Annotated in this window: 21 protein-coding genes, 3 tRNA genes and 4 pseudogenes; 20 read left to right on the forward strand and 8 right to left on the reverse strand. The window is 61.9% G+C overall.

Annotation, left to right across the window (positions count from 1 at the left end; genetic code table 11):
- Positions 1–14: 14 nt before the first annotated feature.
- The 8 genes and pseudogenes from AT395_RS26345 to nagZ form a co-directional block, all read left to right on the forward strand.
- A pseudogene (locus tag AT395_RS26345) lies at positions 15–147 on the forward strand (signal peptidase I); the annotation flags it as partial.
- A 65-nt stretch (positions 148–212) separates the two neighbouring features.
- Positions 213–929, forward strand: a pseudogene (lepB, locus tag AT395_RS05150) (signal peptidase I); the annotation flags it as partial.
- A gap of 274 nt (positions 930–1,203) precedes the next feature.
- Positions 1,204–2,220 (forward strand): annotated as a pseudogene (gene rnc / locus AT395_RS05155) (ribonuclease III); the annotation flags it as partial.
- 67 nt (positions 2,221–2,287) lie between these two features.
- Positions 2,288–3,136, forward strand: a pseudogene (gene era, locus AT395_RS26060) (GTPase Era); the annotation flags it as partial.
- 51 nt (positions 3,137–3,187) lie between these two features.
- A complete protein-coding gene (gene recO / locus AT395_RS26065; RefSeq protein ID WP_237165750.1) occupies positions 3,188–3,616 on the forward strand; it encodes a DNA repair protein RecO in 429 nt (142 codons plus the stop codon).
- Positions 3,613–4,374 (forward strand): pyridoxine 5'-phosphate synthase, encoded by a 762-nt coding sequence (pdxJ, locus tag AT395_RS05170; RefSeq protein ID WP_048627907.1) that lies wholly within the window; start codon positions 3,613–3,615, stop codon positions 4,372–4,374. The genes recO and pdxJ overlap by 4 nt, the downstream gene beginning before the upstream one ends.
- 120 nt (positions 4,375–4,494) lie before the next feature.
- Positions 4,495–4,971, forward strand: coding sequence for a holo-ACP synthase (acpS, locus tag AT395_RS05175; RefSeq protein WP_042117344.1), 477 nt, complete (start codon positions 4,495–4,497; stop codon positions 4,969–4,971).
- Complete coding sequence (nagZ, locus tag AT395_RS05180) at positions 4,968–6,002, forward strand: beta-N-acetylhexosaminidase (RefSeq protein WP_048627906.1); 1,035 nt, start codon at positions 4,968–4,970, stop codon at positions 6,000–6,002. Before acpS ends, nagZ begins: the two co-directional genes overlap by 4 nt.
- 142 nt (positions 6,003–6,144) lie before the next feature.
- Here the strand turns inward: nagZ and efp are convergent, their stop codons facing one another.
- Positions 6,145–6,702, reverse strand: a complete 558-nt coding sequence (gene efp / locus AT395_RS05185) for an elongation factor P (RefSeq protein ID WP_042112803.1) — start codon at positions 6,700–6,702, stop codon at positions 6,145–6,147.
- Positions 6,703–6,842: 140 nt separating this feature from the next.
- Positions 6,843–8,120, reverse strand: a complete 1,278-nt coding sequence (gene earP, locus AT395_RS05190; RefSeq protein WP_053086320.1) for an elongation factor P maturation arginine rhamnosyltransferase EarP — start codon at positions 8,118–8,120, stop codon at positions 6,843–6,845.
- A 141-nt stretch (positions 8,121–8,261) separates the two neighbouring features.
- Here earP and uvrC point away from each other — a divergent pair, with 141 nt between their 5' ends.
- Complete coding sequence (gene uvrC / locus AT395_RS05195) at positions 8,262–10,679, forward strand: excinuclease ABC subunit UvrC (protein WP_231606054.1); 2,418 nt, start codon at positions 8,262–8,264, stop codon at positions 10,677–10,679.
- Between the two features lie 43 nt (positions 10,680–10,722).
- On the opposite strand, the gene kch is transcribed toward uvrC, so the two are convergent.
- Positions 10,723–11,949: a voltage-gated potassium channel protein gene (gene kch, locus AT395_RS05200; protein WP_231586141.1), complete on the reverse strand. Its 1,227-nt coding sequence runs from the start codon at positions 11,947–11,949 to the stop codon at positions 10,723–10,725.
- Between the two features lie 176 nt (positions 11,950–12,125).
- Here kch and pgsA point away from each other — a divergent pair, with 176 nt between their 5' ends.
- From pgsA to AT395_RS25485, 6 genes are all read left to right on the forward strand, one after another.
- Complete coding sequence (pgsA, locus tag AT395_RS05205; RefSeq protein ID WP_042112800.1) at positions 12,126–12,719, forward strand: CDP-diacylglycerol--glycerol-3-phosphate 3-phosphatidyltransferase; 594 nt, start codon at positions 12,126–12,128, stop codon at positions 12,717–12,719.
- 177 nt (positions 12,720–12,896) lie between these two features.
- Positions 12,897–12,972: transfer RNA gene (locus AT395_RS05210), tRNA-Gly, on the forward strand.
- 49 nt (positions 12,973–13,021) lie between these two features.
- A tRNA-Gly gene (locus AT395_RS05215) sits at positions 13,022–13,097 on the forward strand.
- A 112-nt stretch (positions 13,098–13,209) separates the two neighbouring features.
- Positions 13,210–13,283: transfer RNA gene (locus AT395_RS05220), tRNA-Cys, on the forward strand.
- A gap of 615 nt (positions 13,284–13,898) precedes the next feature.
- Complete coding sequence (locus AT395_RS25480; RefSeq protein WP_125347477.1) at positions 13,899–14,813, forward strand: hypothetical protein; 915 nt, start codon at positions 13,899–13,901, stop codon at positions 14,811–14,813.
- Positions 14,814–14,869: 56 nt separating this feature from the next.
- A complete protein-coding gene (locus AT395_RS25485) occupies positions 14,870–15,052 on the forward strand; it encodes a hypothetical protein (RefSeq protein WP_231606056.1) in 183 nt (60 codons plus the stop codon).
- On the opposite strand, the gene AT395_RS05230 is transcribed toward AT395_RS25485, so the two are convergent.
- Both AT395_RS05230 and AT395_RS05240 read right to left on the reverse strand, forming a co-directional pair.
- On the reverse strand, positions 14,992–15,888 hold the full coding sequence (locus tag AT395_RS05230; RefSeq protein WP_048627903.1) for an alpha/beta hydrolase family protein: 897 nt from the start codon (positions 15,886–15,888) through the stop codon (positions 14,992–14,994). The two genes, AT395_RS25485 and AT395_RS05230, sit on opposite strands and share 61 nt — an antisense overlap.
- Before the next feature lie 233 nt (positions 15,889–16,121).
- A complete protein-coding gene (locus AT395_RS05240; RefSeq protein WP_224787407.1) occupies positions 16,122–16,940 on the reverse strand; it encodes an AraC family transcriptional regulator in 819 nt (272 codons plus the stop codon).
- A 92-nt stretch (positions 16,941–17,032) separates the two neighbouring features.
- Between AT395_RS05240 and AT395_RS05245 the strand changes: the two genes are divergently transcribed.
- On the forward strand, positions 17,033–17,668 hold the full coding sequence (locus tag AT395_RS05245) for a pyridoxamine 5'-phosphate oxidase family protein (RefSeq protein WP_048627902.1): 636 nt from the start codon (positions 17,033–17,035) through the stop codon (positions 17,666–17,668).
- Positions 17,669–17,740: 72 nt separating this feature from the next.
- Here AT395_RS05245 and AT395_RS05250 read toward each other — a convergent pair whose 3' ends face one another.
- The 3 genes from AT395_RS05250 to AT395_RS05260 all read right to left on the reverse strand — a co-directional run bounded on the left by AT395_RS05250 (position 17,741) and on the right by AT395_RS05260 (position 21,253).
- Positions 17,741–18,487, reverse strand: a complete 747-nt coding sequence (locus tag AT395_RS05250) for a FadR/GntR family transcriptional regulator (protein WP_042112798.1) — start codon at positions 18,485–18,487, stop codon at positions 17,741–17,743.
- 241 nt (positions 18,488–18,728) lie between these two features.
- On the reverse strand, positions 18,729–19,847 hold the full coding sequence (locus tag AT395_RS05255) for a porin (protein ID WP_042117339.1): 1,119 nt from the start codon (positions 19,845–19,847) through the stop codon (positions 18,729–18,731).
- Between the two features lie 122 nt (positions 19,848–19,969).
- Positions 19,970–21,253 carry a glucarate dehydratase family protein gene (locus tag AT395_RS05260; RefSeq protein ID WP_048627901.1) on the reverse strand — a complete coding sequence of 428 codons (1,284 nt, stop codon included), beginning with the start codon at positions 21,251–21,253 and terminating at the stop codon, positions 19,970–19,972.
- A gap of 383 nt (positions 21,254–21,636) precedes the next feature.
- On the opposite strand from AT395_RS05260, the gene AT395_RS05265 reads away from it, so the two are divergent.
- Genes AT395_RS05265 through AT395_RS05280 form a run of 4 tightly spaced genes read left to right on the forward strand, consistent with a single transcriptional unit; the run spans position 21,637 to position 25,681 of the window.
- Positions 21,637–22,740, forward strand: coding sequence for an extracellular solute-binding protein (locus AT395_RS05265; RefSeq protein ID WP_231606055.1), 1,104 nt, complete (start codon positions 21,637–21,639; stop codon positions 22,738–22,740).
- Between the two features lie 21 nt (positions 22,741–22,761).
- The gene (locus AT395_RS05270) at positions 22,762–23,844 is read left to right on the forward strand and encodes an ABC transporter ATP-binding protein (RefSeq protein ID WP_048627899.1); all 1,083 of its coding nucleotides are present in this window, start codon (positions 22,762–22,764) and stop codon (positions 23,842–23,844) included.
- Positions 23,841–24,728, forward strand: coding sequence for an ABC transporter permease (locus tag AT395_RS05275; RefSeq protein ID WP_042112792.1), 888 nt, complete (start codon positions 23,841–23,843; stop codon positions 24,726–24,728). The genes AT395_RS05270 and AT395_RS05275 overlap by 4 nt, the downstream gene beginning before the upstream one ends.
- 53 nt (positions 24,729–24,781) lie before the next feature.
- Positions 24,782–25,681 carry an ABC transporter permease gene (locus AT395_RS05280; RefSeq protein WP_042117338.1) on the forward strand — a complete coding sequence of 300 codons (900 nt, stop codon included), beginning with the start codon at positions 24,782–24,784 and terminating at the stop codon, positions 25,679–25,681.
- Positions 25,682–25,830 lie beyond the last annotated feature (149 nt).

Below are 25,830 nucleotides of genomic sequence, written 5' to 3' on the forward strand. Positions count from 1 at the left end.
GCGACAGGTCCCGCATGAATTTCGCCCTGATTCTTTTGATCCTGGTGCTGGTGACCGGGGTGGCCTGGGTGGCCGACAAGTTGGTGTTTCAACCGGCGCGCCGCCGGGCAGCACAGGAGGCTGTGGCGCAATTCGATCAGCAGCAGCTTTCATTGCAGGGCACCGGCGTGCCGGGCTCAGGCCCGCAGGAAGGCAACGCGCTGTCGAGCGCCCGGGCAAAAGTGCGCGACGACAAGTTGCGCCAGCCATGGTGGCTGGAGTATTCGGCGAGCTTCTTCCCGGTGATTCTGGCGGTGTTCGTGCTGCGCTCGTTCGTGGTCGAGCCGTTCAAGATTCCGTCCGGTTCGATGATCCCGACGCTGCTCGTGGGCGATTTCATTCTCGTGAACAAGTTCGACTACGGGATTCGCCTGCCGGTGATCAACAAGAAGATCGTCGAACTGGGCGAGCCTAAGCGTGGCGACGTGGTGGTATTCCGCTACCCGAAAGATGAGTCGATGGACTACATCAAGCGCGTGATCGGGGTGCCGGGCGACGTGGTGGCGTACGAGAACAAGAAGCTCACGGTGAACGGTCAGCCGGTGCCCGAGACGGCCCTGCCGGACTACTTCGACGACGAGCACATCGCTTACTTTAAACAGTTCGAAGAGACGGTGGGGGGCGTGAGCCACCGGATTCTGAACGATCCGAACGTGCCGCCGTACATCATGGGCGCCGACGACTTCCCGAACAAGCAGAACTGTCAGTACAACAGCCAAGGCGTGATCTGCAAGGTGCCGCCGGGCAACTACTTCATGATGGGCGACAACCGAGACAACAGCGCAGACAGCCGTTACTGGGGCTTCGTACCCGAGCAGAACATCGTGGGCCGGGCGTTCTTCATCTGGATGAATTTCTCGAACCTCAAGCGCCTGGGCGGCTTCCAGTAGGCGTCTGCCAACCGGGGAGGCGTTCTCCCCGGGATTGGGTTCGATTGATGCGGAAATTGACGGTAAATTGTCGATTTCCGCATTATTATTTTAAAAATTAAAACAATTGATGCGACGGTTGTAGGCCCCGGGGAAGATCGATCCGTCGTCACCTCGGAAATGTCCGATCCGCACCCCTCGCGCGAGTCCGAAAAGCCCGTCAGACGGCGGTTAAGCCCGTCGTTTCTTGGCGACGACGCGCGCCGGGGCGGAAGCGTCGCGCTATACTTGCGCCATGTCTCAATCACTGAACCAACTGGAAGAACGTCTCCAGTATCGTTTCCACGATGCGGAATTGCTTTGCCAAGCACTGACGCATCGTAGCCATAGTGCCGCCAACAATGAGCGGTTGGAGTTTCTCGGCGATTCCATTCTGAACTGTTCGGTCGCAGCGATTCTGTTCCGTCGCTACGGCAAGCTCGACGAAGGCGACCTCTCGCGTGTGCGCGCCAATCTCGTCAAACAACAGTCGTTGTACGAAATTGCGCAGACGCTGGGGGTTTCCGACTTCCTGCGCCTGGGCGAGGGTGAACTCAAGAGCGGCGGTTTCCGTCGTCCGTCGATTCTGGCCGACACGCTCGAAGCGCTGTTCGGGGCGATGTATCTCGATGGCGGTTTCGATGCGGCGTATGCGGCGATCGAGCGCCTGTACACGCCGGTGCTCGAACATGTCGATCCGAAGACACTTGGCAAAGACGCCAAGACGTTGCTTCAGGAATATCTGCAAGGTCACAAGATCGCGTTGCCGCAGTACACCGTCATTGCAACGCATGGTGCGGCACACAACCAGCAATTCGAAGTTGAGTGCACCGTGCCGAAGCTCGACATCAAGGTCGGTGGCTCGGGCGCGAGCCGACGTGCAGCCGAGCAGGCTGCCGCCAAGAAGGCGTTGGAGGAAGTGCAGAAGATGCCGGCGCTAGCCAAGCCGAAGGCGGAGAAGAGCGCCAAGGCGGCGAAAAAGCGTGCTGCGAAGGCGGCGGCATCCGAGGCAAAGAAGGCGGGGCAGATGAGTTCCATCCCGCCGGGCGAGGCACGCGAGCCGAAGGACGCGAAAGACACGAAGGATGCAAAGGACGCCAGGGAGCCGAAGGACACCCGTGATGCCGCTACCGGCGCGGGCAGTGTTCCGGCCATGACGGCGTCCGCCAGCAACGGCGCGGGTCGTTCAGCGACAGCCCCTGCGGAGAAGAACGCAGAGAAAGCCATCGAGAAGGCTGCTGAGAAGAGCGACGTCGCCAAGCAACCCCCGGCAGCCGCCTGAGCCCCATTCAAAGGGGAGGGCGCGCGGCGCCGGCCCCCTATCAAGAGAGTTTCCAACCATGAACGATAAGACGGATTTTCGCTGCGGGACCGTGGCGATCGTCGGGCGTCCGAACGTCGGCAAATCGACGATGCTCAATGCCCTCGTCGGTCAGAAGATCAGCATTACGTCGCGCAAGGCGCAGACGACGCGCCATCGCATCACCGGCATTTGCACCACGGACGATGCGCAGTACATCTTTGTCGACACACCGGGCTTTCAGACCCGTCATGCTACGGCGCTGAATCGCTCGCTTAATCGCGCTGTGACGTCCACGCTCTCGAGCGTCGATGTCGTGCTGTTCGTCATCGAAGCGGGCAATTTCGGCCCGGACGACGAGAAGGTACTCAACCTGCTGCCCGACAACACGCCGGTGCTCCTCATCGTCAACAAGCTCGATCGCATGGCCGATAAGGCGAAGGTATTGCCTTTCCTGCAATCGATGGGCGAGAAGCGGGATTTCCGCGAAATCGTGCCGCTTTCGGCAAAGCGTGCGGACGACATCAAGCACCTGCTGGGTGTGCTGCGTCCGTATCTGCTCGAGGGCGATCCGATCTATGGCGAGGACGACCTGACCGATCGCAGTGAACGGTTCATGGCGTCGGAAATCCTGCGCGAGAAGGTATTCCGCTGGACCGGCGATGAGTTGCCGTACACCAGCACCGTCGTCATCGATAAGTTCGAGCAGGAAGGGAATCTGCGCCGGATCTTCGCCACGATTCTGGTCGATCGAGATAACCACAAGGCGATGATCATCGGCAACAAGGGTGCCAAGCTCAAGCAGATTTCCACCGATGCGCGTGTCGATATGGAGAAGCTTTTCGACGGGCCCGTGTATCTGGAAGTCTGGATCAAGGTCAAGGGCGGTTTGCGTCCGCTAGAGGGCGATGCGTTGCTGTCCGGCTTCTATCTGAACGAATTGCTGGTCAAGTTCTGTGCACGCGACGATCCGCACGACAAGCTGTTCCAGCACTATCTGACCACGCTGCACCATCTCGCACATGGCGAGCCGGCAGGCGTCATCCTGCGGGCGTTCGAGCGTGTGTTGCTGCGCGAGACCGGATACGCCGTTGCGTTTGACCGTTGCACGCAGACGCGCGGCAAAGTGGTGCCCGAGCGCCGTTACGTATTTCATCCCGACTGGGGGGTGCGCCCGGCGCGCGGCGACGAGCCGTCCGACTGGCCGGTCGTCATCGGGCAGACGTTGCTCGACATGGAGCAAGACGATTATTCCCGGGCGCAGACCGTGCAGCAAAGCAAGCTGCTCATGCGCTTTCTACTCAACCACCATTTGGGCGGCGTTCCGCTCAATACCCGGCAGATCCTGCTCGACCTGCAAAAACTATGAGCCTCTTCTTCCACGGCAACCCCATCGACCTTGGGGTGAATATCGACCACGTCGCAACGGTTCGCAATGCGCGCGGCACGGCTTATCCTGACCCGATCAAGGCGGCGCTGCTGGCCGAAGAGGCCGGGGCAGACGTCATCACGCTGCATTTGCGTGAAGACCGTCGCCATATTCGCGACGACGACGTGACGAATCTGCGCGACAAGCTGGTCACACGTATGAACCTCGAGTGCGCCGTGACGGAAGAGATGCTGTCGATTGCATGCCGGGTGAAGGCGCACGACGTGTGTCTGGTGCCGGAGCGCCGTCAGGAACTGACCACCGAGGGCGGACTGGATGTCGTTGGTCTCTATGACCAGGTGGCTGCCGCGACGCAACGGCTTGGTGACGCCGGAAGCCGAGTGTCGCTGTTCATCGATCCGGACGAAGCGCCGATTCGCGCGGCCGCTCGCATGGGGGCCCCGGTCGTCGAGCTGCATACGGGCCGCTATGCCGAGGCGCACGACGAGGCTACGCGCGAGGCCGAATTCGCTCGCATCGAACGCGCGGTTGCACTCGGCCTGTCGCTAGGGCTGCGGGTCAATGCCGGACACGGCCTGCACTACGAGAACGTGCAGCCGATTGCGGCTATCGAAGGCATTTCGGAACTGAACATCGGACACGCAATCGTCGCCCATGCCATCTTTGCCGGCTGGGAGAATGCCGTGCGCGAGATGAAGGCGATCATGGTTGCCAGCCGCATTGCGGCGCGCGGCTGAGTCGCAGCGTCTCGCGCTTCCCGATTCCCAATTCCCTATTGGTCTCTTCATCAGGCACTGCCCATGAGTGAACCGACGCCACCGTCGTCCTCGTCCCCCGACCCGCAAACCCATTCGGAGATGTTGCCGCAGGGTAATACCCTCGCGCTCGAAGCGGGCGCGACGGCGATTTTCGGCGTGGGCACCGACATCCTTCAGATCAGTCGTGTCGTTGGTGTAATGACGCGGACCAACGGACGGTTCGCGGAGCGCGTGCTGGGGCCCGAGGAACTCAAGGTCTATTACGCTCGTCAGAAGCGATCCGAGGTTCGCGGACTTGCGTATCTGTGCACGCGCTTTGCCGCGAAGGAGGCCGTGTCAAAGGCCATCGGGCTGGGCATGCGGTGGCCGATGACATGGCGCGCCGTGCAAACGCTCAACGCGCCGTCCGGCAAGCCGGTGGTGGTGGCGTCGGGCGAGTTGGTGCAGTGGCTTGCCGAGCGGCAACTGTCGATCGAGATTTCGATCACGGACGAGAAGGAATACGCGGTCGCGTTTGCGATCGCATCACGTAACTTAGGCAACATTCGCAATATTGCATCGGAGAAAACGCAATGACGAAGCGCAGGCCGGGCCCGGTGATGCTTGATGTCGTCGGGCTGACCCTCAGCGAGGACGACATCCGCCGTATCGACCATCCGTTGACCGGGGGTGTCATTCTGTTTGCTCGAAACTTCGATGATCGCGCGCAGTTGTGCGCGCTCACGAAGCAGATTCGCGACGTGCGCGACGACATCCTGATTGCTGTCGATCATGAAGGGGGGCGCGTGCAGCGTTTCCGTACCGACGGCTTCACCCATTTGCCCGCGATGGGCAAGCTGGGCAAGCTCTGGCACGAAGACGTATTCAAGGCGACGCGTGTGACGACGGCTGTAGGCTACGTGCTCGCATCGGAATTGCGCGCATGCGATATCGACCTCAGCTTCACACCCGTGCTGGACCTGGACTATGGGACGTCGGCAGTGATCGGCGATCGCGCGTTCGATGTTGATCCGCGCGTGGTCGCTATGCTGGCCAAGAGTCTGAATCACGGCCTGCTCCTCGCGGGGATGGCGAACTGCGGCAAGCACTTCCCGGGGCATGGTTTCGTGGCCGCCGACTCGCATCACGAAATTCCGGTCGACGAGCGCTCGCTCGACGAAATCCTCTCGGTCGATGCCCAGCCGTACGACTGGCTCGGCATGTCGTTGGCGGCGGTCATGCCGGCGCATGTGATTTATCCGCAGGTCGATCCGAATCCGGCGGGCTTTTCTGCCAAGTGGCTCAAGGAAATCCTGCGTGGCAAGTACGGTTTCGATGGCGTGATTTTCAGCGACGACCTGTCGATGCAGGGGGCGAGTGCGGCCGGGGACGTCGTCACGGCGGCGCATGCGGCATTGGATGCCGGATGCGACATGGTGCTCATCTGCAATAGCCCGGAGAAGGCGGATCGATTGCTGCGCGAAATGAAGTCGGCGCCCGATACCGTTTCGCAGCGTCGCATCAAGCACCTGAAGGGCCGCGGCAAGGTGCATGGCTGGGAAAAGATGCTCGCGCAGCCGGAATATCAGGCAGCAAAGCGTCTGATCGCGGAGACCTTTGGCGGATAAGCTTCAGGTGTCCGGCGTCAGGGATGCCACCGGTCGCCGGATGGTTGGCCCAAACAAAAAGCGCTCGGCCCCGTAGGGTCGAGCGCTTTTTTGTTACCTGACGGCCGCAACGCCCGGAGACGTTGCGGCAGCCCGCCGTCGCTTAGACGCGGCTGCGGTACTCGTCGGTACGCGTATCGATTTCGATCTTGTCGCCGGTGTTGACGAACAGCGGCACCTGGATTTCCAGCAGATCGTTGATCTTGGCGTTCTTCAGCACACGGCCCGACGACGTATCGCCCTTGACCGCCGGTTCGGTGTATTCCACAACGCGGACGAGCGAAGTCGGCAGGTCGACCGAGATGGCCTTTTCATTGTAGAAAACGACTTCGCATTGCATGCCGTCTTCCAGGTACTTGATCGCGTCGCCCATGTTTTCGGCTTCGACTTCGTACTGGTTGTAGTCGGCGTCCATGAACACATACATCGGATCGGCGAAGTACGAGTAGGTCACTTCCTTCTTGTCGAGCACGACGACATCGAACTTGTCGTCGGCCTTGTACGAGAATTCGCCACGACCTTCGGTCAGCAGCTTCTTGTACTTCATCTTCACGACGCTGGAGTTACGACCCGACTTGACGTATTCGGTCTTCAGCACGACATTGGGCTCACCGTCGATCATGACGACGTTGCCGACGCGGAGTTCTTGAGCGGTTTTCATAAAAAAACGAGATCCTGTGACGAAATAAGCGATTTGCCGCTTGTTTGAGCGCTTCCATACGCCCATTCGCCGCTTGATTCCCGCGTCCGCCCGGAACGGTCTGGGGCAGCAGGTTCAGCAGCAAAGCGTTGAAAAACCAGCTATTTTACCTGAATTTCCGTGAAGCTTGCCAACTGTCGCGCTAGATCCGGAAGGGCCGCCTGCGCCGTTGCCCACGCACGGGCGTGGCGGTTCAGTTCCGGCAGCGCTTTGGCCAGCGCCGGCCAGTCGGGCGGGGTGCTCGCGTAGCCGTTCCAGAGATGCCAGAAAGTGCGCAACGCCTCGCGCGCGCCGTGCGAAAGCGGGGCATCGTGCGTGTCGGGGATATCGGAGGTGTCCGACTTAGCGGACCTATCTGATGTACCGTCTTGCCGATCCGCCAGATATCGACCGAGAAAGGCATCGAGCTTCCCATGGTGGGCATTTTCGTCCTGCGGGTAGATATGCCAGACGAACGGCTTGGCAGCCCACTGTGCGCGAACGAACGAATCTTCCCCGCGTACGAAATTGAGATCGCAGGCCCAGAGCAGAGCGTCGAAGTCGGTTTGCGGGACGAAGGGCAGACCGTACACCGTCAGCCCGCCTCGGGTCGCAGACTCTCCCGGTGCCAAAGTCTCGCGGTTGAACCAGGCGCCTACGGCGGGCGCAATACGGCCTTGCGGAACGAGGCAGACGATCGGTGTCGCACTATCGGCCCACTGCGCGAGCAACGCGGGAAGCGCGGCGTTCTCATACGCAAACAGCGATACCACTAACGCGTCCGTCGGCGCGGCGGGCATGCCAAGCGTCTTTTGCCACCAGATATCGCGCAACTCAGGTGACGCGAGGAAGGCGTCGCGCCGGGAGAATAGCTCCCGCTCGCGTATCAGTCCGCCGGTGCGCTCGGTGAATCCGGGAAAGAAAAACGTTTTGAGCAGCCCCAACTGTGGATGGAGCGACTTTTGACGGTGGCAGTCGTCGACCCAATCTTCCGCGCTCAGATACTCCAGGTTGATCCACACCGGCGCACGCCCCGCCTGCTTGCGAACGTGCATCGCCTGAACGCAGGCATCGGGAATATTGCAGGCAAAAGCTTCGATGACGATATCGCCCGGCGCATTGTCGTCGGTGATGGGGCCGAAGTCGGCATCCCAGCGGCGTACTTCCACGCCGTCGCAGCGTTGCTGGGCCAGTGACGGATCGATGTCCGGACGCAAATGACGGAAGCTCGCCAGATCGTCGACCCATAGCCGGACCGACCAGCCGTGTTCGCGCACGAGTTGCCGGGCGAGCCGCCAGCACACGCCGATATCGCCGAAGTTGTCGACGACGGTGCAGAACAGATCGCAACGCGGCACCAGCGGGCGTGTGCTCGAAGCGAGAGAGGGGGCGGTGGGCAGGGACATTGAGAGGCGGCGACGCGGATTGGTCTAAACTTCCGATTTTAGTCCCTGCGACGCGTGACGACCTGATTACGCAAGCCGTGAGCGGTGTCGCGCTTGTCTCCGTTAGCCACAGGGATGCCTCGATTGCCAGAGTTCATGACCGAAGACGCCAACGACGTCACGCCACCGCGCAAGTCCCGCAAAGCGAAAGCCGCCACAGGTGCGGACGCCGCGCCGCCGTCGGTGCAGACCGCACCGGAGCACGGGGCTCCCCCGGTTGAGGGGGCGGCTTCGGCCGCGTCATCGGACAAGCCCGCCCAAGCCGCGAAAGCCACCAAGGCCGACAAGCCGAAACGTGCGCGGCGGTCTGGCGATCCAGCGCCGTCGTCCTCCCGCAAAACGGACGGGGCGGAGGGTGCGGATGATGTGGATGGTACCAGTGACGCACCAGCGTTCGACGCCCGCAAGGTACTCGCGCAGTTGCCGAATCTGCCCGGTGTCTACCGTTATTACGATGCGTCGGGCAACGTGCTTTACGTTGGTAAGGCCCGCAATCTCAAGAAGCGCGTGTCGAGTTACTTCAACAAGACGCAGCTTTCCCCGCGCATTGCGCTAATGGTTGCGCGCATAGCGAAACTGGAAACGACGGTCACCCGGTCGGAAACCGAGGCGCTGCTGCTCGAGAACAATCTGATCAAGGCGCTGCATCCGCGTTACAACATTCTGTTTCGCGACGACAAGTCGTACCCGTTTCTCAAGCTCACGCAGCACAAATATCCGCGCATGGCGTACTACCGGGGATCGGTGGATCGTCGCGGCCAGTACTTCGGCCCCTTCCCCAGTGCATGGGCGGTGCGCGAGAGTATTCAGATCTTGCAGAAGGTGTTCCAGTTGCGGACCTGTGAGGATTCCGTCTTTGCGAATCGCACACGTCCGTGCCTGTTGCATCAGATCGAGCGATGCAGTGCGCCCTGCGTGGGCGCCATTCGCGACGAAGACTACGCGCGCGACGTGAATAATGCCGCGGCGTTCCTCTCCGGCCGTCAGAGCGAAGTCCTCGGCGCCCTCGAAGCGAAGATGATGGCGTACGCCGAGGCGCTTCAGTTCGAGCAAGCGGCCGTGGTGCGCAATCAGATGCAGGCGTTGTCCGGCGTGCTGCAGCAGCAGTCCGTGGAGACTGCGGGCGACGTGGATGCCGATATTCTTGCCGTTGCCTATGCCGGCGGACGCGCTTGCGTGAACCTCGCCATGGTTCGCGGCGGACGGCATCTCGGCGATAAGGCGTATTTCCCGGCGCACGTGGAGCGCGGCGTCGAAGGGGGGATTGCAGACGAATTCGAGGAAGACGAGGACGGACTCGCGCCGGCGGCCTCCGGGGCTGACTCGGACGATTCCGCAGCCACTGCGGGCGAGGGCGGCATCGCGGCCGACATGCCCTCGGACATCCCATCGGCGTCGCTCGAATCGCGACTGCTCGAAGCCTTCGTCGCACAGCACTATCTGGGGCAGTCGGTGCCGCCGGTGCTGGTCGTGAGCCACGCACTGCCGAGCGACGAACTGCTGACGGTTTTGTCCGAGCAGGCCGGCCGGCGTATTGCCATGGTGCGCCAACCGCAGGGGCAACGACGCGCCTGGCTCGACATGGCGCAGCAAGGCGCGCAACTCGCACTGACACGCCTGTTGACGGAGCAGGGCAGTCAACAGGCGCGCACGCGGGAGCTGGTGCAAACCATCGGGCTCGATATCGAAGACCCGGCGCTGCTGCGTGTGGAGTGTTTCGACATCAGCCATACGCAGGGGGAGGCGACGCAGGCGTCGTGCGTGGTATTCCATCATCACAAGATGCAGACGAGCGAGTACCGCCGTTACAACATCACAGGCATTACGCCGGGCGACGATTATGCGGCCATGCGTCAGGTGCTCACGCGCCGTTACGGCCGTCTCATGGAGGCTACCGCCGCGACAGTGAGCGACGCCGCCGATCCGTCGTCGGTGGCGGCCGACGTGGCGCGAGCCGAAGCCGATACCGTCATGCTGCCGGACAGCGAAGTCACGCCGCCGACGGGCGAATCGACCGAGATCGCGGCATCGACCGTCGCCGTACCGGACGCGACGGATCTGGAAGCCAATCTTCCCCAGTTGGTGCTGATCGACGGTGGCAAGGGGCAGGTCGAAGTCGCGCGCCAGGTGTTCGTTGAACTGGGGATCGACATTGGCCGTCTGGTCGGCGTGGCGAAGGGCGAGGGTCGCAAGGTGGGACTCGAGACGCTGATTTTCGCCGACGGGCGCGCGCCGCTCGAACTGGGGCGCGAGAGTGCGGTGCTGATGCTGATTGCACAGATTCGCGACGAGGCGCACCGCTTTGCGATTACCGGCATGCGGGCCAAGCGTGCGAAGGCGCGTCAGACGTCCCGGCTCGAGGAGATCGAGGGCATCGGGGCGAAGCGTCGCCAGCGATTGCTCATGCGGTTTGGCGGGTTGCAAGGCGTGGCATCGGCCAGCGTCGACGAACTGGCGAGTGTCGAAGGCATTTCCACAACGCTCGCCGAGCAGATTTATCGTCAATTGCACTAACGGCGTCAACTCCCCTAATCACCGCAGCACTCCCCACGGCGATTCATGTATCGCCGTGGAATAGCAGGCGCATCACGGTATCGTTATCGACCGTCTCGCCGGACAGCGTGCGGGCGAGAAGCTCTCCGCCGACGACGGGCGGTGCGAAGATCATGTCCGGCTGAACGCGCTTGAGCTTACTCAGATGCTTGCTGTCGTTGACGGAGGCGATGGTGCGCACGGTGGGTGCGATTTCCTTCGACGCGAGCACGATGAAGGCATTTTCCGAATCGTCGGCCCGTAGCGCCAGTACTGCCTTGGCGTGTTCGATACCGGCCTGGGTGAGCACGGCGTTGTCGCTGGCGTCGCCATGCATGACATCGGCGTCTTCCGGATACGGATTGTCGGTGCCGCTGGCGATGATGACGGTCACCGGCCAGCCGCGTTTGGTGAGTTCGTGGTGCACGTTAATGGCGAGCGGCGACGCGCCGGCCACGATGAAGTGGTTCTTGCGTATCACGTGAATGAACCTCCCCGCGAGAATTTTCCTAAGGTTGCCACCGACGAGCGGGCCGATGACGACGGTCAGCGACGTCGCAAACACACTGATCCCGAAGATGATGACCGATGCGGTGAAGAGCCGTGCGTCGGTGGAGTGGGGCACGATGTCGCCATAGCCGACGGTCGTCATCGTGACGATGGAGAAATAGAACGCCGTGGCCAGATCGGTAACGGGCGGCGCGAATTCTCGACCCAGATACATGGTGCCGAACGTGGCGTAGACAAGCAGCGCGAATACGGCCACGAGCGTATAGAGCGTGGCCGCAGCGAAGCTTGCCCGGTCGAATTCGCGCCAGTACCAGAGCAGCAGCGCGATGCAGACGAGCGAGAGGGCGAACGTCAGATCGAAGCGGATGTTCAGATGGAAGTTGATGGCGGCGGCCAGCGTGAGCATGACGAGCGTGAAGGCCCAGGCGGTGCGGGCCCGGATGACGAGTCCGCAGGCGAGCGCGACCAGCGCCAGCCCGGCGAGGGCGCGCGGCAGGTGCGAGAAATCGATGCGTTCGATGGCGTTCAGCCCGAAGAGAAGCCGGGGGAGATGAGTGGCTTCGATGCGCGCCAGCGCGGAAAGGTCGCCGCGCACGAAGAGATCGATGAGCACCGAGCCGGGCACGCGCAGCAGTACGGAGGCGACGAGCAGCAGGCCATTGATACCGACGAGCGCTGCGATGAGAACGTGTGGAGGCAGCAACGGTCGTCGCAGAGCGGGCAGGGGCCAGGGCAGTTTCACGAGATCGGTGCTATTGGCGGGGTGTTGCGAGCAAGATAGGGGCACACCGGCGCACATGTCAACCGCTGTGCGGTGCCTCGGCCTTGTGGCTGCGGGGCATACACGGCACAATGCGGGTCTGGTACGGCTGCCGAGGGCGCCGTGTGTCGACCGCCGCTTGCCGAACTCATGCTGCCATGCCTTTCAATGTCCCCATATTCCTGACCTGGCTTCGGATCGTGCTGATCCCGCTGGTGGTCGGCGTTTATTACTTGCCAACGACCTGGCTGTCGTCGGTCGAGATGAATTGGGTGGCGTGCGGCGTCTTCGTACTGGCGGCGCTGACCGACTGGTTTGACGGCTTTCTGGCGCGCCGCTGGAATCAGACCTCGGCATTCGGGGCGTTTCTGGACCCGGTTGCCGACAAGTTGATGGTCGCGGCGGCGTTGCTGATGTTGTTGCAGATGGGGCGCATCAATGCACTGGTGGCGCTGATCATCATTGGCCGCGAGATCACGATTTCGGCGTTGCGTGAGTGGATGGCGCAGATAGGCGCGTCGCGCAGCGTGGCGGTGCACCAGTTGGGCAAGATCAAGACGGCGGCGCAGATGGTGGCCATCCCGTTGTTGTTGTTCAACGGCACGGTAGTGTGGAACGGATGGCGTTTCGACTCGCGGTTCTGGGGGACGTGGCTGATTTACGTGGCGGCAGTTCTCACGCTGTGGTCGATGTTGTACTATCTGCGCCGCGCGTGGCCGCAGATTCGGGAGCGCGGCGCGGGCGAGATGTGAGCGTAAGTGCCTGAAGACGCGGGATTTGCGCGGTGGAGGAGAAAAAACTTCACAAATTTTCGATGCAGGTGCTTGACACTGAATCGCGGTTTCGACATAATCTCCTTCTCGCTGCTACGGCACTTGCCCGGCAGCGAAGTTTTGAGAAGTGGTTGGATTGGTAGTACGCATGACAATGCGGGAGTAGCTCAGTTGGTAGAGCGCAACCTTGCCAAGGTTGAGGTCGCGAGTTCGAGACTCGTCTCCCGCTCCAGTTTTCACACTGGACATTAAGTGAGTGAATCCTTGGTGTTTGGTGTCATGCGGGAGTAGCTCAGTTGGTAGAGCGCAACCTTGCCAAGGTTGAGGTCGCGAGTTCGAGACTCGTCTCCCGCTCCAAATCCAGAGGGAAGCCTGGCTTCCCTTTTTATTTGCCGAAAAGCCCACGGCGATCGATCCGACGGGCGCCCTCGATGGCAACAGCGAGCGGTTACAATGCGGCATGCCAAATGGCGGGATGGCAGAGTGGTCATGCAGCGGCCTGCAAAGCCGTGTACGCCGGTTCGATTCCGACTCCCGCCTCCAAAATTCAAAAGCCCTGACTTGTCAGGGCTTTTTCTTTTCCGCTCTCCCATTTCATTCCCTTGAGCCGAGGGCGGCGAGTATGGCCGCCGCACAGTGGCGAGGCTCGATACCTGCATCGTGTCCGCCGAATTTGTCAAAGCCGTGATGGCCAGCCAAAACACCCTCGCGGATCTCGATCGCGCGGTCCAGGTTACTTTGTACGTCTCTCTGAAATAAAAAGTCATCCTAAGTATTTTATCGATCACATCGACGCCGCACTGGCAGAGGACTGCGAGGGGGCGGCAGGTCGATCGCTGGCAAGCCCGAGCCATTGCAAAAGGAACTTGGGACCTGTACGAGACATCAGCCGTTGCTCGTCGATCACCGGCCTGATGCTGGCCTGGTGCGCGGCCAATCGCCTGATTGTCTGTGCCACTTCGCTAACGGTGAACAGTCAGTCACGGTTTCATTGGGCAATACCGTGGCCGGGGTGGTTTGACCTACATCCTCCGTTTGGATGATATAGGGCTCGACTGGCGCGGGCTAAGCTGTTCTCGCGTAGATCGAACGACGCGGTGAAGCGAAGAACAAGTCAGGTTTGCCGGGTGAATACCGAGCAGCAAAGGGGAGAGAATAATGAAATCGGCGATTCGGGGCGTCGGTGCCCTATGTGTGGCGGTGGGCTGTTTGGCTGGCTGTGCCAGCGAATATTTGTACGATAGCTACTACAACAAGCAAATGGGTCAATACATGTCGTTGCCTTATAACAAGGCGCTTGCATTTGCGAAGACCACGGCAGCGAACGGAAGCAAGCAGGCGCTCTTGGACCCCGTCGGCGGGCGAAGCAGCCCGGAACAAGCAAAGGCAGACGCGCTCGATTTGTGCCGCTCAGTAATCAAGCGAACTGGCTCCGCGGTTCGTGAAGATTGTCGTATTGTCCGGGTCAATGATCAGGTGGTTGAGGATCTGTATCCATTTACTGAATCCGCGTACAACGCGAGAAAGGCTTCGACGAACGTCTGGGCCGACGCGGTGTCGGCGATTGCGGGTGGGGCTGCAACGGGCGTTGCGCAAAGTTCAGCCACCCGAAGCGCGACGCAAGCGCGTGTTGTTTCTCCGGTGTTTCCGGCGGCAAACGGCGTTTCTATGGCGTCTGTCAATCGCTCAACGTCAACGGCTATTCCTGCTGCCGCAACCGTGGCTACGCCGCCGCCCGTTCGGAATCATCCTGAAAACGTAGCGTCCAGTTGCATCAGGACGCGCCGCGGCAACCAAGGGAATTTCGGATACGGCATGGAGATGGTCAACGACTGCGGTTACGTCGTCGAGGTGGCCTGGTGTGCCATCGTCAAAGGAAATGCCCAAAGTTGCGCGCACGGTTTTGATTCGATGGAGGCTATTGGCCCGGGAAAGTCGTGGCCAGTGGACGCCTTGGCTGGAAAAGACGTTGTTGAGGTCAAGTTTGGTGCGTGCAAGGGACCAAACGGGTTGCAGGACGTCAACATCAATAACTCGACAATGCGGATTTCGTGCGGTCCTTATCCTAACTAACCCGCGTGAGGGTGGCCGACGCGGCCGCGCTGTATGCCCATCTCGAGGTGCACGACGTGAGGATCGTCAAAGGCATTTGCGACACAGACTTCGGATTGCGATGCTTCGTCTTCGCCGATCCCGACGGCAATCGTATCGACGTCGGCGAAGCCGTCACCCGTAACCGCACGTCAGCGGCTCAGAAGCCAAGCTGCTTGACGAAGGCGTCGACGGGCCTTGACCACATCTTTCCACCGTAAGTGAGCAACTGATGACCGTCGTGGCCGGGCAGGTCTTCCGTGTGGACGAATTGCGCAGGACTGCCCGCCGCAGTGAACGCGTCGAACCATTGCCGGGGCGCATCCGGCCCCCAGTACTGGTCGTTATGCGCATAGAGCCAGAGGCCGGGAATCTTCGTCGACTTGCCGAACTCGCCGTAGACAGTCTTCATCTGCTCGGGATCGCAACTGTGCCCCGGCGCGCGCTCGGGCATGCCTCCCGCACCGCCCGAGAAGTTGATGTAGCCGATCACGCCGGGCGGGTTGGTCGCCGCCGTGGCCACGGTGGTGAAGCCGCCGACCGAGCGGCCTTCCAGCACGATACGTTCCTTGTCGGCCCACGGCTGCTCGCGAACCCAATGGACGGCCGCAAGGCTTGCTTCCGCCGTGACCCTGCCGAGTTTCTCGAAATCGGGGCGGCGTGTGCATCTGCCCTGCATGTCGAACGACGCGCCCGAGTTTTCGCGATCCGGGCCGCCCGTCGCGCCATAGCCCACGCGAACCGGCGCGACGATGGCGAAGCCCTTGGCGAGCCAGTAACGCACATGTCCCTTGAGAATCGGCTGATTGAGTTTGGCCCGCACGAGAGCGTCGGAGGAGCGTCCGTGTTCGAAGATGAGCACTGGGAACGGCCCGCTGCCCGACGGTTTGTAGACCTCTGTGTGCATAGCGATATCGCCACCGAAAGTGCCCGCACCCGGCACCACGATCGACACGATTTCCGGCGCGGGATCTCCGGCAGACGCAGGCGTTGCCGTGCCGGTGGCGTCTGCGTCGCTGGCGGCAACCGCCGTTGACGTGCCGATGAAGGGCGTCATCAAAAGCAAGGCGCAAAGCGCGCCTGCGCAGAATCGTGAATGTGCGGTGAAGCGTGTCATGGTGATGAGGATGTCCCCGTATCGTGGCGCGTGCGTGGAGTCCATGCGCAGAACGGCGATCTGGTTTCAGCGCGCGGACTGGCGCTCATACTACTTCGCGGCATACGACCGCGACACTCATGCGAATGACCGATGGGCAGCGAAGGATTGTCTGATGTGGCTGGCTCGACACTTCAGTCGGCGGCATCGATAAGATCGGTCGAGTCGGCGGCGAAGTACCGCCCCGGTGTTGTGTGAAACGTGCGGCGAAAAAGCGCGATGAAGGCGCTGACGTTGTCGTAGCCAAGATCGAGCGCCACGGTTCCGACGGGTTGCCCCGAGGCCAGCAATTCCAGCGCACGCAGCAGCCTTGCGCGTTGCCGCCACGCCGTGAACGTCAGCCCCGTTTCCTCGACGAAGCGCCGGCTCACGGTACGAGGCGCGGCGTTTGCCCAGGCTGCCCACGCGTCGAGGGTGCGGGCGTCGGCGGGATTGTCGACCAGCGCGGCGGCAATGCGCCGCAAACGCGGATCGCTCGGCATCGGCAGACGAAATACATCGGCAGGACTGACGGCGATTTCATCGAGTATCACGTTCATGACGTTGGTCTGCACCCGATCGGCCGCACCCAGATCCCACTGTGCCGCGCGCACGACACCTTCCCGCAACAACCCCGACACCTCAATGGCACGCGGTTGCGCCGGCAGACCCGCGCATCGATCCGGCCGTACGTACACCGCCCAGCCGTAAAACGGTCCGTGAGAAAACGCGGCATGCGGGCAGTCAGGCGGCACCCATACGGCTCGCGTGGTCGGAATCACCCAGGCGCCGAGGGCGGTGCGAACCGTCAGCAAGCCGTTGAACGAGCCGAGCAACTGACCCGACGTGTGTTGGTGCGTCTGCGAGACACGCGGCTCGCTCTCGCGCCCGACCAGTGCGATCAACGGCGGATCGTCCGGCGTCATGCAGTGCACGCGCGCCATCTTCGGTTTCAGGTGTTCAGGCAAAATCATGGCGTAATTGCGCTATTAAATGGCATTAATAGTCTATCAGCGCCATGCGAGGGCGGGATATGCTCGGCATACGTTTCTGAAGGAGTGCTCTTATGCCGCATACCAACCTGCCCTCTGCGTCTACGGCGTCTGCCGTCGATCTCGATCAACTCTACGATCCGCAGTCGGAGATGATCGTGAAAGGCGTCATGTCGAGACTGTTGCCGTTTCACATTGCTTATCTCGAGGTGGCCACCTTCTTCTGTCTGGCGACCGGCAGCGCGCAGGGTCTCGACGCGTCGCCGCGCGGTGGCGAGCCGGGCTTCGTGAAGGTGCTCGATGAGAAGAGCGTGGCGTTTGCCGACTGGCCGGGCAATAACCGCATCGCGTCGCTGCGCAACCTGACCGAGGACAACCGCGTCGGCATGCTGTTTCTGTTCCCTGGGCTGGAAGTCTTCATGCGCATCAACGGTCATGCGCAGATTCGTGTCGAGCCCGCGCTGCTGGAGCGACTGAAGGAAGGGGAGCGTACGCCGAAGACTGCCATCGTCGTGACCATCGACGAAGTGCTGTTCCACTGCGGCAAGGCGATCAACCGGGCGAAACTATGGCGAACCGAGTCGCAACTCGACCGCACGTCGGTGCCGTCGATGGGCGATATGAAGGCGGCGCTGACCGGCATGGACAAAGCCCACGCCAGCGCGATGGATGAAGGATATTACCGCGCGGTGCGCGGCGATCTTTACTGAGACGCTGAGCTTCTGAGATCGCCGAGAGGGCAGACGCGACCGACGCGGCCGCCATCGGCAACGTTGGGCGGCTTATCCCTGCGGGTTGGCCGACTCCTGCGCGCGGCGCAGGCGCTCGCGGCTGTTCGTGAGGTGAGTGCGCATCGCTGCGCGGGCCGCCTCCGGATCGCGTCGCGCAATGGCGTTGTAGATGTCCTCGTGTTCCCGATTCACCCGATTGAGGTACGACACCTGATCGTCGTCGGCCAACGCGGCGGAATTCACACGCGTGCGCGGAATGATCGTATTGCCGAGTTGCTCGAGAATGTCGTGGAAATAGCGGTTGCCGGTCGCGCTCGCCACTTGCAGGTGGAAGGCGACGTCGGCTGTCACGGCATTGCCGGTGCGCTGACGAACGTGCATTTCGAAGTCGTCCAGCGCCTGACGCATCAGTTTGAGTTGCGTATCGGTGCGGCGATTCGCGGCAAGGCCCGCCGCTTCCGTTTCCAGCGAAATCCGCAGTTCCAGAATCGCCATCACGTCGAGCATTGTCAGAATGCTGTTGGTGTCGACCTGAAGGGAGTTCTCGCGCGGCGCTTCCAGCACGAACGTGCCGATACCGTGCCGCGTTTCCACCAGTTGCCCCGCCTGAAGCCGCGAAATCGCTTCGCGCACCACGGTACGGCTCACCCCAAGGCTTTCCATAATGGCCGACTCGGTCGGCAGCTTGTCGCCCGGGCGGAACGTGCCGCTGCGAATCTGCTCGGACAAGGCACTCACGACCTCTTCCGTGAGGCTGCGAGACTTGCGGCGAGGACGTGCGGGCAACGGGCTGGTCATGGACATGGCGTCGTGAAAAGGGTGGGGAAACAATAACGCCCTCAGTTTACCTTATCGACCGTCGCATACATACGACAACCGATAAGAATCGACCGCCAATGCCATGCCCCAATGACTGCCGGGCATCGGCGGCCCAACGCACAATCTCGTGCGACTTCTCGCGACCACTCATGACTGTCCGGGCGGGCACCCACGGATACCGGTCCGGACAGCTTTGCTACACGCCGTCAGGCGTCAGACGTCAGAAATCGACGCGAATCCCCAGCATGCCGACGAACTGCGAACTCGTCGCCGAGGGCGTGCTGTTCTGCGAGTCGCCGACGACCGGCCCGGCGTTGATGATGCTTGTGGCGTTCGCCGCGAGCGACTTGCCGTTGGCGTGCTGCCACGCTTCGAGCGCGTACAGCGAGGTGCGCTTCGAGAGCGAATACACCTGCGCGAGCGAGACCTGATGATAAGTGGCGGAATCGTTGATGCCGTTGGCCTTCGATGCGGCGGTGTAGCTGTACGCTGCGGCCAGACGCCATTGCGGCGCCACGATCCACGACGCATGCACGCCCGCCGTGTTGAAGATCGCCGTGTCGTGGAACAGCGACGCGGCGCCCGGTTTGTACTGCACGTTGCTGTAGCTTGCGCCCAGCGTCACGCTACCGATCGTGTAGATGCCGGCGAAGGCGATGTGTTGCAGCGCATCTGCGGACAGATAGCCCTGATTGACGGCGGATGCGCCCGGCGTGCCCGTCGACGCCCCATTCCAGCTCGTGCCGGTGCCGCCGATGTTGTTCATACGCAGATAGCCGGCTGCCAGCGAGAGCGGCCCGCCGTCGTAACGCAGCGCGCCGGAGTAGGTATTGCCCTTGCTGAACGCCCCGGCCTGACCGCCGAAGCCGTATTGCAGGCTGGCGGTCACGCCCCACAGGACCGGCGAGGTGTAGGTCACCGAGTTGTTGATGCGGATGGTCGTGTCGAGACCGTCGATATCGCCCGGGTGTGCGCCGGTCGCCCCCGTTACGTAGGCCACGGGGCCGATAGTGCCGACCATCAGGTAGTAAGGCGAGTACTGGCGGCCGATGGTGACCGTGCCGACCTGATCGTTCTTCAGGCCGACGAACGCCTGACGATTGAACATCACACCCGACGAGCTGAAAGCGCCGCTGTTGACGTCGAAACCGTTCTCCAACTGGAACAGCGCCTTGGTGCCGCCGCCGAGATCTTCGGTGCCGCGCAGGCCCCATCGGCTGCCCGCCAGGTTGCCGTTGCGCAGGTAGGTGTTTGACTTGCCGTTCTGGTTGCTGCTGTAGGTCAGTGCATCGTCGACGATCCCGTACAGCGTCACGTTCGACTGCGCGAACGCCGGCATGGCGCCGGCGGCGAGACCGGCCAATACTAGCCCGGCAAACAGTTTCGAATGTCTCACGACTTCTCCTCTTGTGATGTGTTTTGTTGGACTTCGTTTGAAACGTTGCTGCGTGCTCACTGGGGTTAAAAACGGGGCGCCTTGCCGCGCCAGTCGGGTTGGTATTTGCGCATCTGAACTGCATCGTTACGGGTGCGCAGCCCGCAACGCAGGTATTGCTCATGCAGTTTGGCTAACTGGTCCCGATCGATTTCGAGGCCGAGCCCCGGCGCTTTTGTCACGGCGACCGCGCCATTGCGGATCGCGATCTTGCCGCCGCGCACGACTTCCTCGTCGGCGGCTTGCCACGGGTAGTGCGTGTCGCAGGCATAGGACAGACGCGGCACGCTGGCCGCCAGATGTGTCATCGCCATCAGGCTGATACCGAGGTGCGAGTTCGAGTGCATCGACAAGCCGAGATCGAACGTCTCGCACATACGCGCGAGCAGTTGCGTGTCGCGCAATCCGCCCCAGTAGTGGTGATCGGAAAGAATGATCTGCGCGCCGTTCAGTCGCACGTTCTCGCGGAATTGCCGCAGGTCGGTAACCACCATGTTGGTGGCGAGCGGCATGCCCGTGGCGCGATGCAGTTCGGCCATGCCTTCGAGCGTGGGCGTGGGGTCTTCGTAGTACTCGAGATCGCCCGCGAGTTCGCGTCCCATCGCAATGGCTGTCGGCAACGACCAGTTGCCGTTCGGATCGATGCGCAGCGGCTTGTCCGGGAACGCGCGCTTGAGTGCCTTCAGGCACTTCACCTCCTCTGCGGGGGCGAGCACGCCGGCCTTGAGCTTGATGCTGCCGAAGCCGTAGGTGTCGATCATCGTGCGCGCTTGTGCAACAAGCTGCTCGGCGTTTAGCGTTTCTCCCCAGCCATCGGGCGCGTAGCCGGTCGCCGGTGCATCGATGTGCTGCGCATATTTGAAGAACAGATACGCGCTGTACTGCACCTCCCGACGCACTGCGCCGCCGAGCAATTCAACGAGTGGAATACCCAGGTGACGGGCCTGCAAATCGAGAAACGGCACCTCGAACGCGGAGTAGATTTTCTCCACGTCCTTGCGCGGGTCGGTGCCCGGTGCGAGTTCGTATTCCACGCGCTCGCCGCGTACCCCCTGACGCACCACTGCCGCCACGCGCTCACGCAGGCCGTTGGTGTCGAACGGGTCCATCCCGATCAAGTGGGGGCGGGTGTTCTCGAGCAAGGCGAGCACCGGCGCGTCGCCATACGTCTCGCCTAGTCCGATGTGTCCGTTATCGGTCTCAATCTCGATGATCGAGCGCAGCGCATACGGCTCATGGATGCCGGCGGCGTTGAGCAGCGGCGGGTCGCGAAAAGCAATCGGAGTGATCGTGATGCGTTGGATTTTCACGGCGGGGGAATCCCTTTCTCGGTAGGCGCAAACCACCTGCGAATACGCAATGGATGTCGATTAATTTCACTTTTACGTCATCGTATGACTGGCCGTAATTTAGGTGACGCTTAGGGCGTCTCTCTATCGGTGTAATCCCTGATCAGAGGTCTGCTGTTCTAAGGAAATCGCCTGAAAATATGCATAAATGCCCAATTATTTCGATTTCCTAGGGAAATCTCTGAGGCGCGTCGGCATGTCTCCTGATTGCAAATTCGCCACTCAAGTCATATGATGACTTACGAGAAATTCCACTCAAAAGAGGAGACAGCATGGCCTTCAGCCGCAGGGGATTCTGGCAACGCACGCTTGGCGCACTAGCATGTGCCGCCGCACTGGGAAGCATGGCGAGTACCGCAACCGCTGCGCCGGTGGCGCTGAACGTCGTCGACGTCGCAGGTAACCTGGCGCTCACGCAGAAGGGCTTCGAGGCATTCCGCGACAAGTACCCGGATCTCGTTTCCAAGATCACCTTTACCAACGCACCGGCCCCGCAGTTGCCGGGCAAGATCAAGGCCATGCAGGCCGCCGGACGTTCCGACATCGATATCGTGTTGACCGGGACCGACGCCCTTGCCGCCGGTATCCAGCAAAACCTCTGGCAACGCCTGCTGCCCGAGTACAGCGCGAAGTTTCCGGGCGTGCTCGACAAATACGCGCCGAACGTGCGCGCCATGCAGGAACTCTCGAAGGGCTACGGTCTTGCCGTAACGTTCATGCCGGCAGGTCCGCTCGTCGAATACAACCCGGCGAAGGTGGCCAACCCGCCGAAGTCGCCTGCCGAATTGCTGGCCTGGTGCAAGGCGAATCCGGGCAAGCTGATTTACGCGCGTCCGGCCAACTCGGGCCCGGGCCGCACCTTCCTGATGGGGCTGCCGTATCTGCTGGGCGACAAAGACCCGCACGACCCGATCAAGGGATGGGACAAGACGTGGGCATTCCTGAAAGAACTCGATTCGTGCATTCCGTACTACCCGGGCGGCACGTCGGCAGTGATGAAGGAGCTTGGCGAAGGCAGTCGCGACATGACGCTCACCGTCACGGGGTGGGACATCAATCCGCGCGCGTTGGGTATCGTGCCGGCGACCTTCAAAGTGCAGTCGTTCGACAAGTTCACATGGGTCAACGACGCGCATTACATAGTCGTGCCCAAGGGCGTGCCGAAAGAGAAAATGGACGTCATCGTCAAGCTGATCAACTTCATGCTCGAGCCGGCACAGCAAGCGCTCACGTATGACGACGGCTACTTCTATCCCGGCCCTGCGGTGAAGGACGTGCCGCTGAGCGCAGCCCCCGCGAAGAGTCAGGAAGTGATCGCGAAGTACGGCCGTCCGGAATACGCGAAACTCATCGCCGACTTCCCGCATGCCGTGCCGCTCGACGCCACGGCGATGGTTGCGGCGTTCCAGAAATGGGATGCCGAGATCGGCTCGCTGAAATCGAAGTGACCGGAGTGATCGGAGCCGCGTATGAAGCACAATTTTCAACACCTGCGCCTCGACAACGTCGCGCGTAGTTTCACCAATGCGGAAGGGCAGTCCGTGGCCGCCTTGAACGGCCTGGACCTGAGCATCGAGCGAGGCGAATTCATCGCGCTGCTCGGGCCCTCCGGCTGCGGCAAGTCGACGGCGCTCAACTGTATTGCCGGACTCACGCCGCTCACCGGCGGCGCGATCTGGCTCGACGACGAACGCATCGACGTGCTGCCGAGCGAGAAGCGCGGCTTCGGCATGGTCTTTCAGAATTACGCGCTGTTCCCGCACATGAGCGTGCTCGATAACGTGGGCTTCGGCCTGCGCATGCGCGGCGTGCCGCGCGCCGAGATCGAGAAGCGCGCCCGAGAGGCGTTGCAACTCGTGCAACTCGTGGGGCACGAGCGCAAGCTGCCCGGCCAGCTCTCCGGCGGGCAGCAGCAGCGCGTAGCGATTGCCCGAGCCATTGTGATCGAGCCGCCGGTCGTGCTGATGGACGAACCGCTCTCGAACCTCGACGCCAAACTGCGAATCGAGATGCGCGCCGAGATCCGCCGCATTCACGGCAAGCTCGATCGCGCAACGATCTACGTCACGCACGATCAGGACGAAGCGCTGTCGATGGCCGATCGCATCGTGGTGATGAAGGAGGGTGTCGTGCAGCAGATCGGCGCGCCGCGCGACGTGTACAGCCGTCCGCGCAATCTGCATGTGGCGCGCTTCATGGGGTACCGCAACGTGCTCGACGTGTCGATTACCTCGGCGCAGGGCGATCACGCGCGCGTGTCGTGCGGCAGCGCCTCGTTCGACGGCGTGCTTATGGAGTCGCCCGGCAGCGAGAGCAAGGTCAGCGTGGCGATTCGTCCCGACGATTTCGAGCGTGCGCAGGCGGCGAACGACAATGCCTTCGAAGGGGTGGTGGAGACCGTCGAGTATGGCGGTCGCGATTCGTTGCTGCGCGTGGCGTCGCCGTTCGGGCCGCTGTATGCGCGCCTGCCCGGCGACTACGCGGTTGGCGAGCGTGTGCCGCTGCGTGTGCCTGCCGACCGTACGCTCGTCTACGCAGGGGAGCGCGCATGAGTGCCGCCGCAACGTCTGCGTCGCTGAGCCCGGCCACGCGTTTCGACGGCCGGGGCTGGCTGGTCGCGCCCGCGCTTGTTTGCTTGATCGCGATGTTCGTGTACCCGTTCGCCTACGGTCTGTTCCTTTCGTTCCAGCCGATGGAGGGCGGTGGTGTCTTTGCAAACTACCTGAAGTTCTTCACCGAGCCGACACTGTGGCCCACGGTTCTCATCACCCTCAAGCTCGCCGTGCCCGCCACGCTGATCAACGTGGGGGCGTCGGTGCCGGCCGCTTTCGCGTTGCGCAGGAGCACGCGGGCATCCAAATTCGTGACCATGCTGCTCGTTGTGCCGGTCACGCTCGGCACGGTGCTCATTGCCGACGGCATGCTGACGTACTACGGTCCGAACGGCTGGTTCCCGCAAGCATTGCATGCGCTTCATCTGTATAGCGACGAAGTCCGTCTGACACATAACTACTGGGGGGTGCTGATCTCGCTGGTGATCTCGGGCTTTCCGTTCGCGTTTTTGTTGATCCTGTCGTACGTGACGGGCATTGACCCGACGCTCGCACGCGCGGCCGGCACGCTGGGCGCGGGGCCGTGGCAGCAGTTCCGTCTGATCTATCTGCCGTTGCTGGTGCCGGGGCTGACCATGGCGGCATGCCTGTCGTTCGTGCAGGCCTTCTCGGTATTCCCGTCGGCCGTGCTGCTCGGTGTGCCGGCCGGTGCGACCCGAGTGGTGTCGATTGCGGCGTATGAGGCGGCGTTCGAGAGCTATGACTACTCGCTGGCATCGTGCGTGGCGATTGTGATGGGCTTCGTTCAGTTGCTGATTGTGGCGGGCATGCTCGGCGCGCGCCGGGCGTTTTACAGTGGTCCCACCACGGGAGGCAAGGGATGAGCGGTACAGACAAGCATCTGGCCGGAACGCTGGCCGCGCAGGAGGGAGATTTCATGACGACGCCTTCGCCCGTGAGTCAGGCGCCGGCGGCGCCCGCGACACGTCGCAAACCGGGTCGTGCGGGACCGGGCTCGCGTCTCTGGCGCGCAATGGTGTGGGGGGCGATGATCTTCTTCCTCGTGAATGTGGGGTTGATGATCGCCACCGTCACGATGAACTCGTTTGCCACGCGTTGGTTCGGCACGCCGTTGCCCGAAGGTTTCACGCTGCACTGGTACGCACAGGCATGGCAGGACTTTCAACTGGCGCAAGTGCTGTGGGTCACGCTCGAAGTCGTGGGCGCGGTGGTGTTGCTGTCGATTGCGTTGGGCGTACCCGCCGCGTATGCGTTGGCGCGTGTGCAGTTTCCCGGCAAGCGGCTTGCAATGCTGGTGTTCTTGCTGCCGATGATGGTGCCACCTGTGACGTACGGCATTCCGATGGCAACGGTGCTCTACAAGGTTGGACTGGGCGGCACGCTCACCGGCGTGATTCTTGCGAACCTGGTGCCGTCGCTGCCGTTCGTGATTCTGGTGATGACGCCGTTCATCGAGCAGATCGATCCGAATCTCGAAGCCGCTGCGCGTATTTTCGGTGCCAACACGTCGAAGTACTTCCGTCATGTGTTGTTGCCGTTGCTGGTGCCGGGCATTCTCGCGGCCGGGTTGCTGACGCTGGTGCGCACCATCGGCATGTTCGAGCTGACCTTCTTCACGGCCGGCCCCGACACGCAGACGTTGGTGGTTGCGCTCTACTACGCCGTGTTCTCGACCGGCGTGCGAGCGCCGCAGTCCATCGACGCCATGGCCATGATCTACATGGCCATCACGCTGCTCTGGGTGCTGATTGCGCTTCAGTTCGTGAGTCCGACGCAATTGGTGAGTCGCGTCAAGGAAGCGCCGAAGGGAGAGTGAGTTGTGCGGGTGCCTCGGGCCTTCGCCATTCGGAAGGTTCGCGCGGCACCCGCCGTACCGTCATTGCGCTCGCGTTATTGTCATCGCCATCGGGCGTCAACGAATCATTGAGGCGACGTACGCGAGCAAGCGTTGTATAGCGAACACGA

Source organism: Pandoraea apista (genome assembly GCF_001465595.2).
Lineage (GTDB): Bacteria > Pseudomonadota > Gammaproteobacteria > Burkholderiales > Burkholderiaceae > Pandoraea > Pandoraea apista.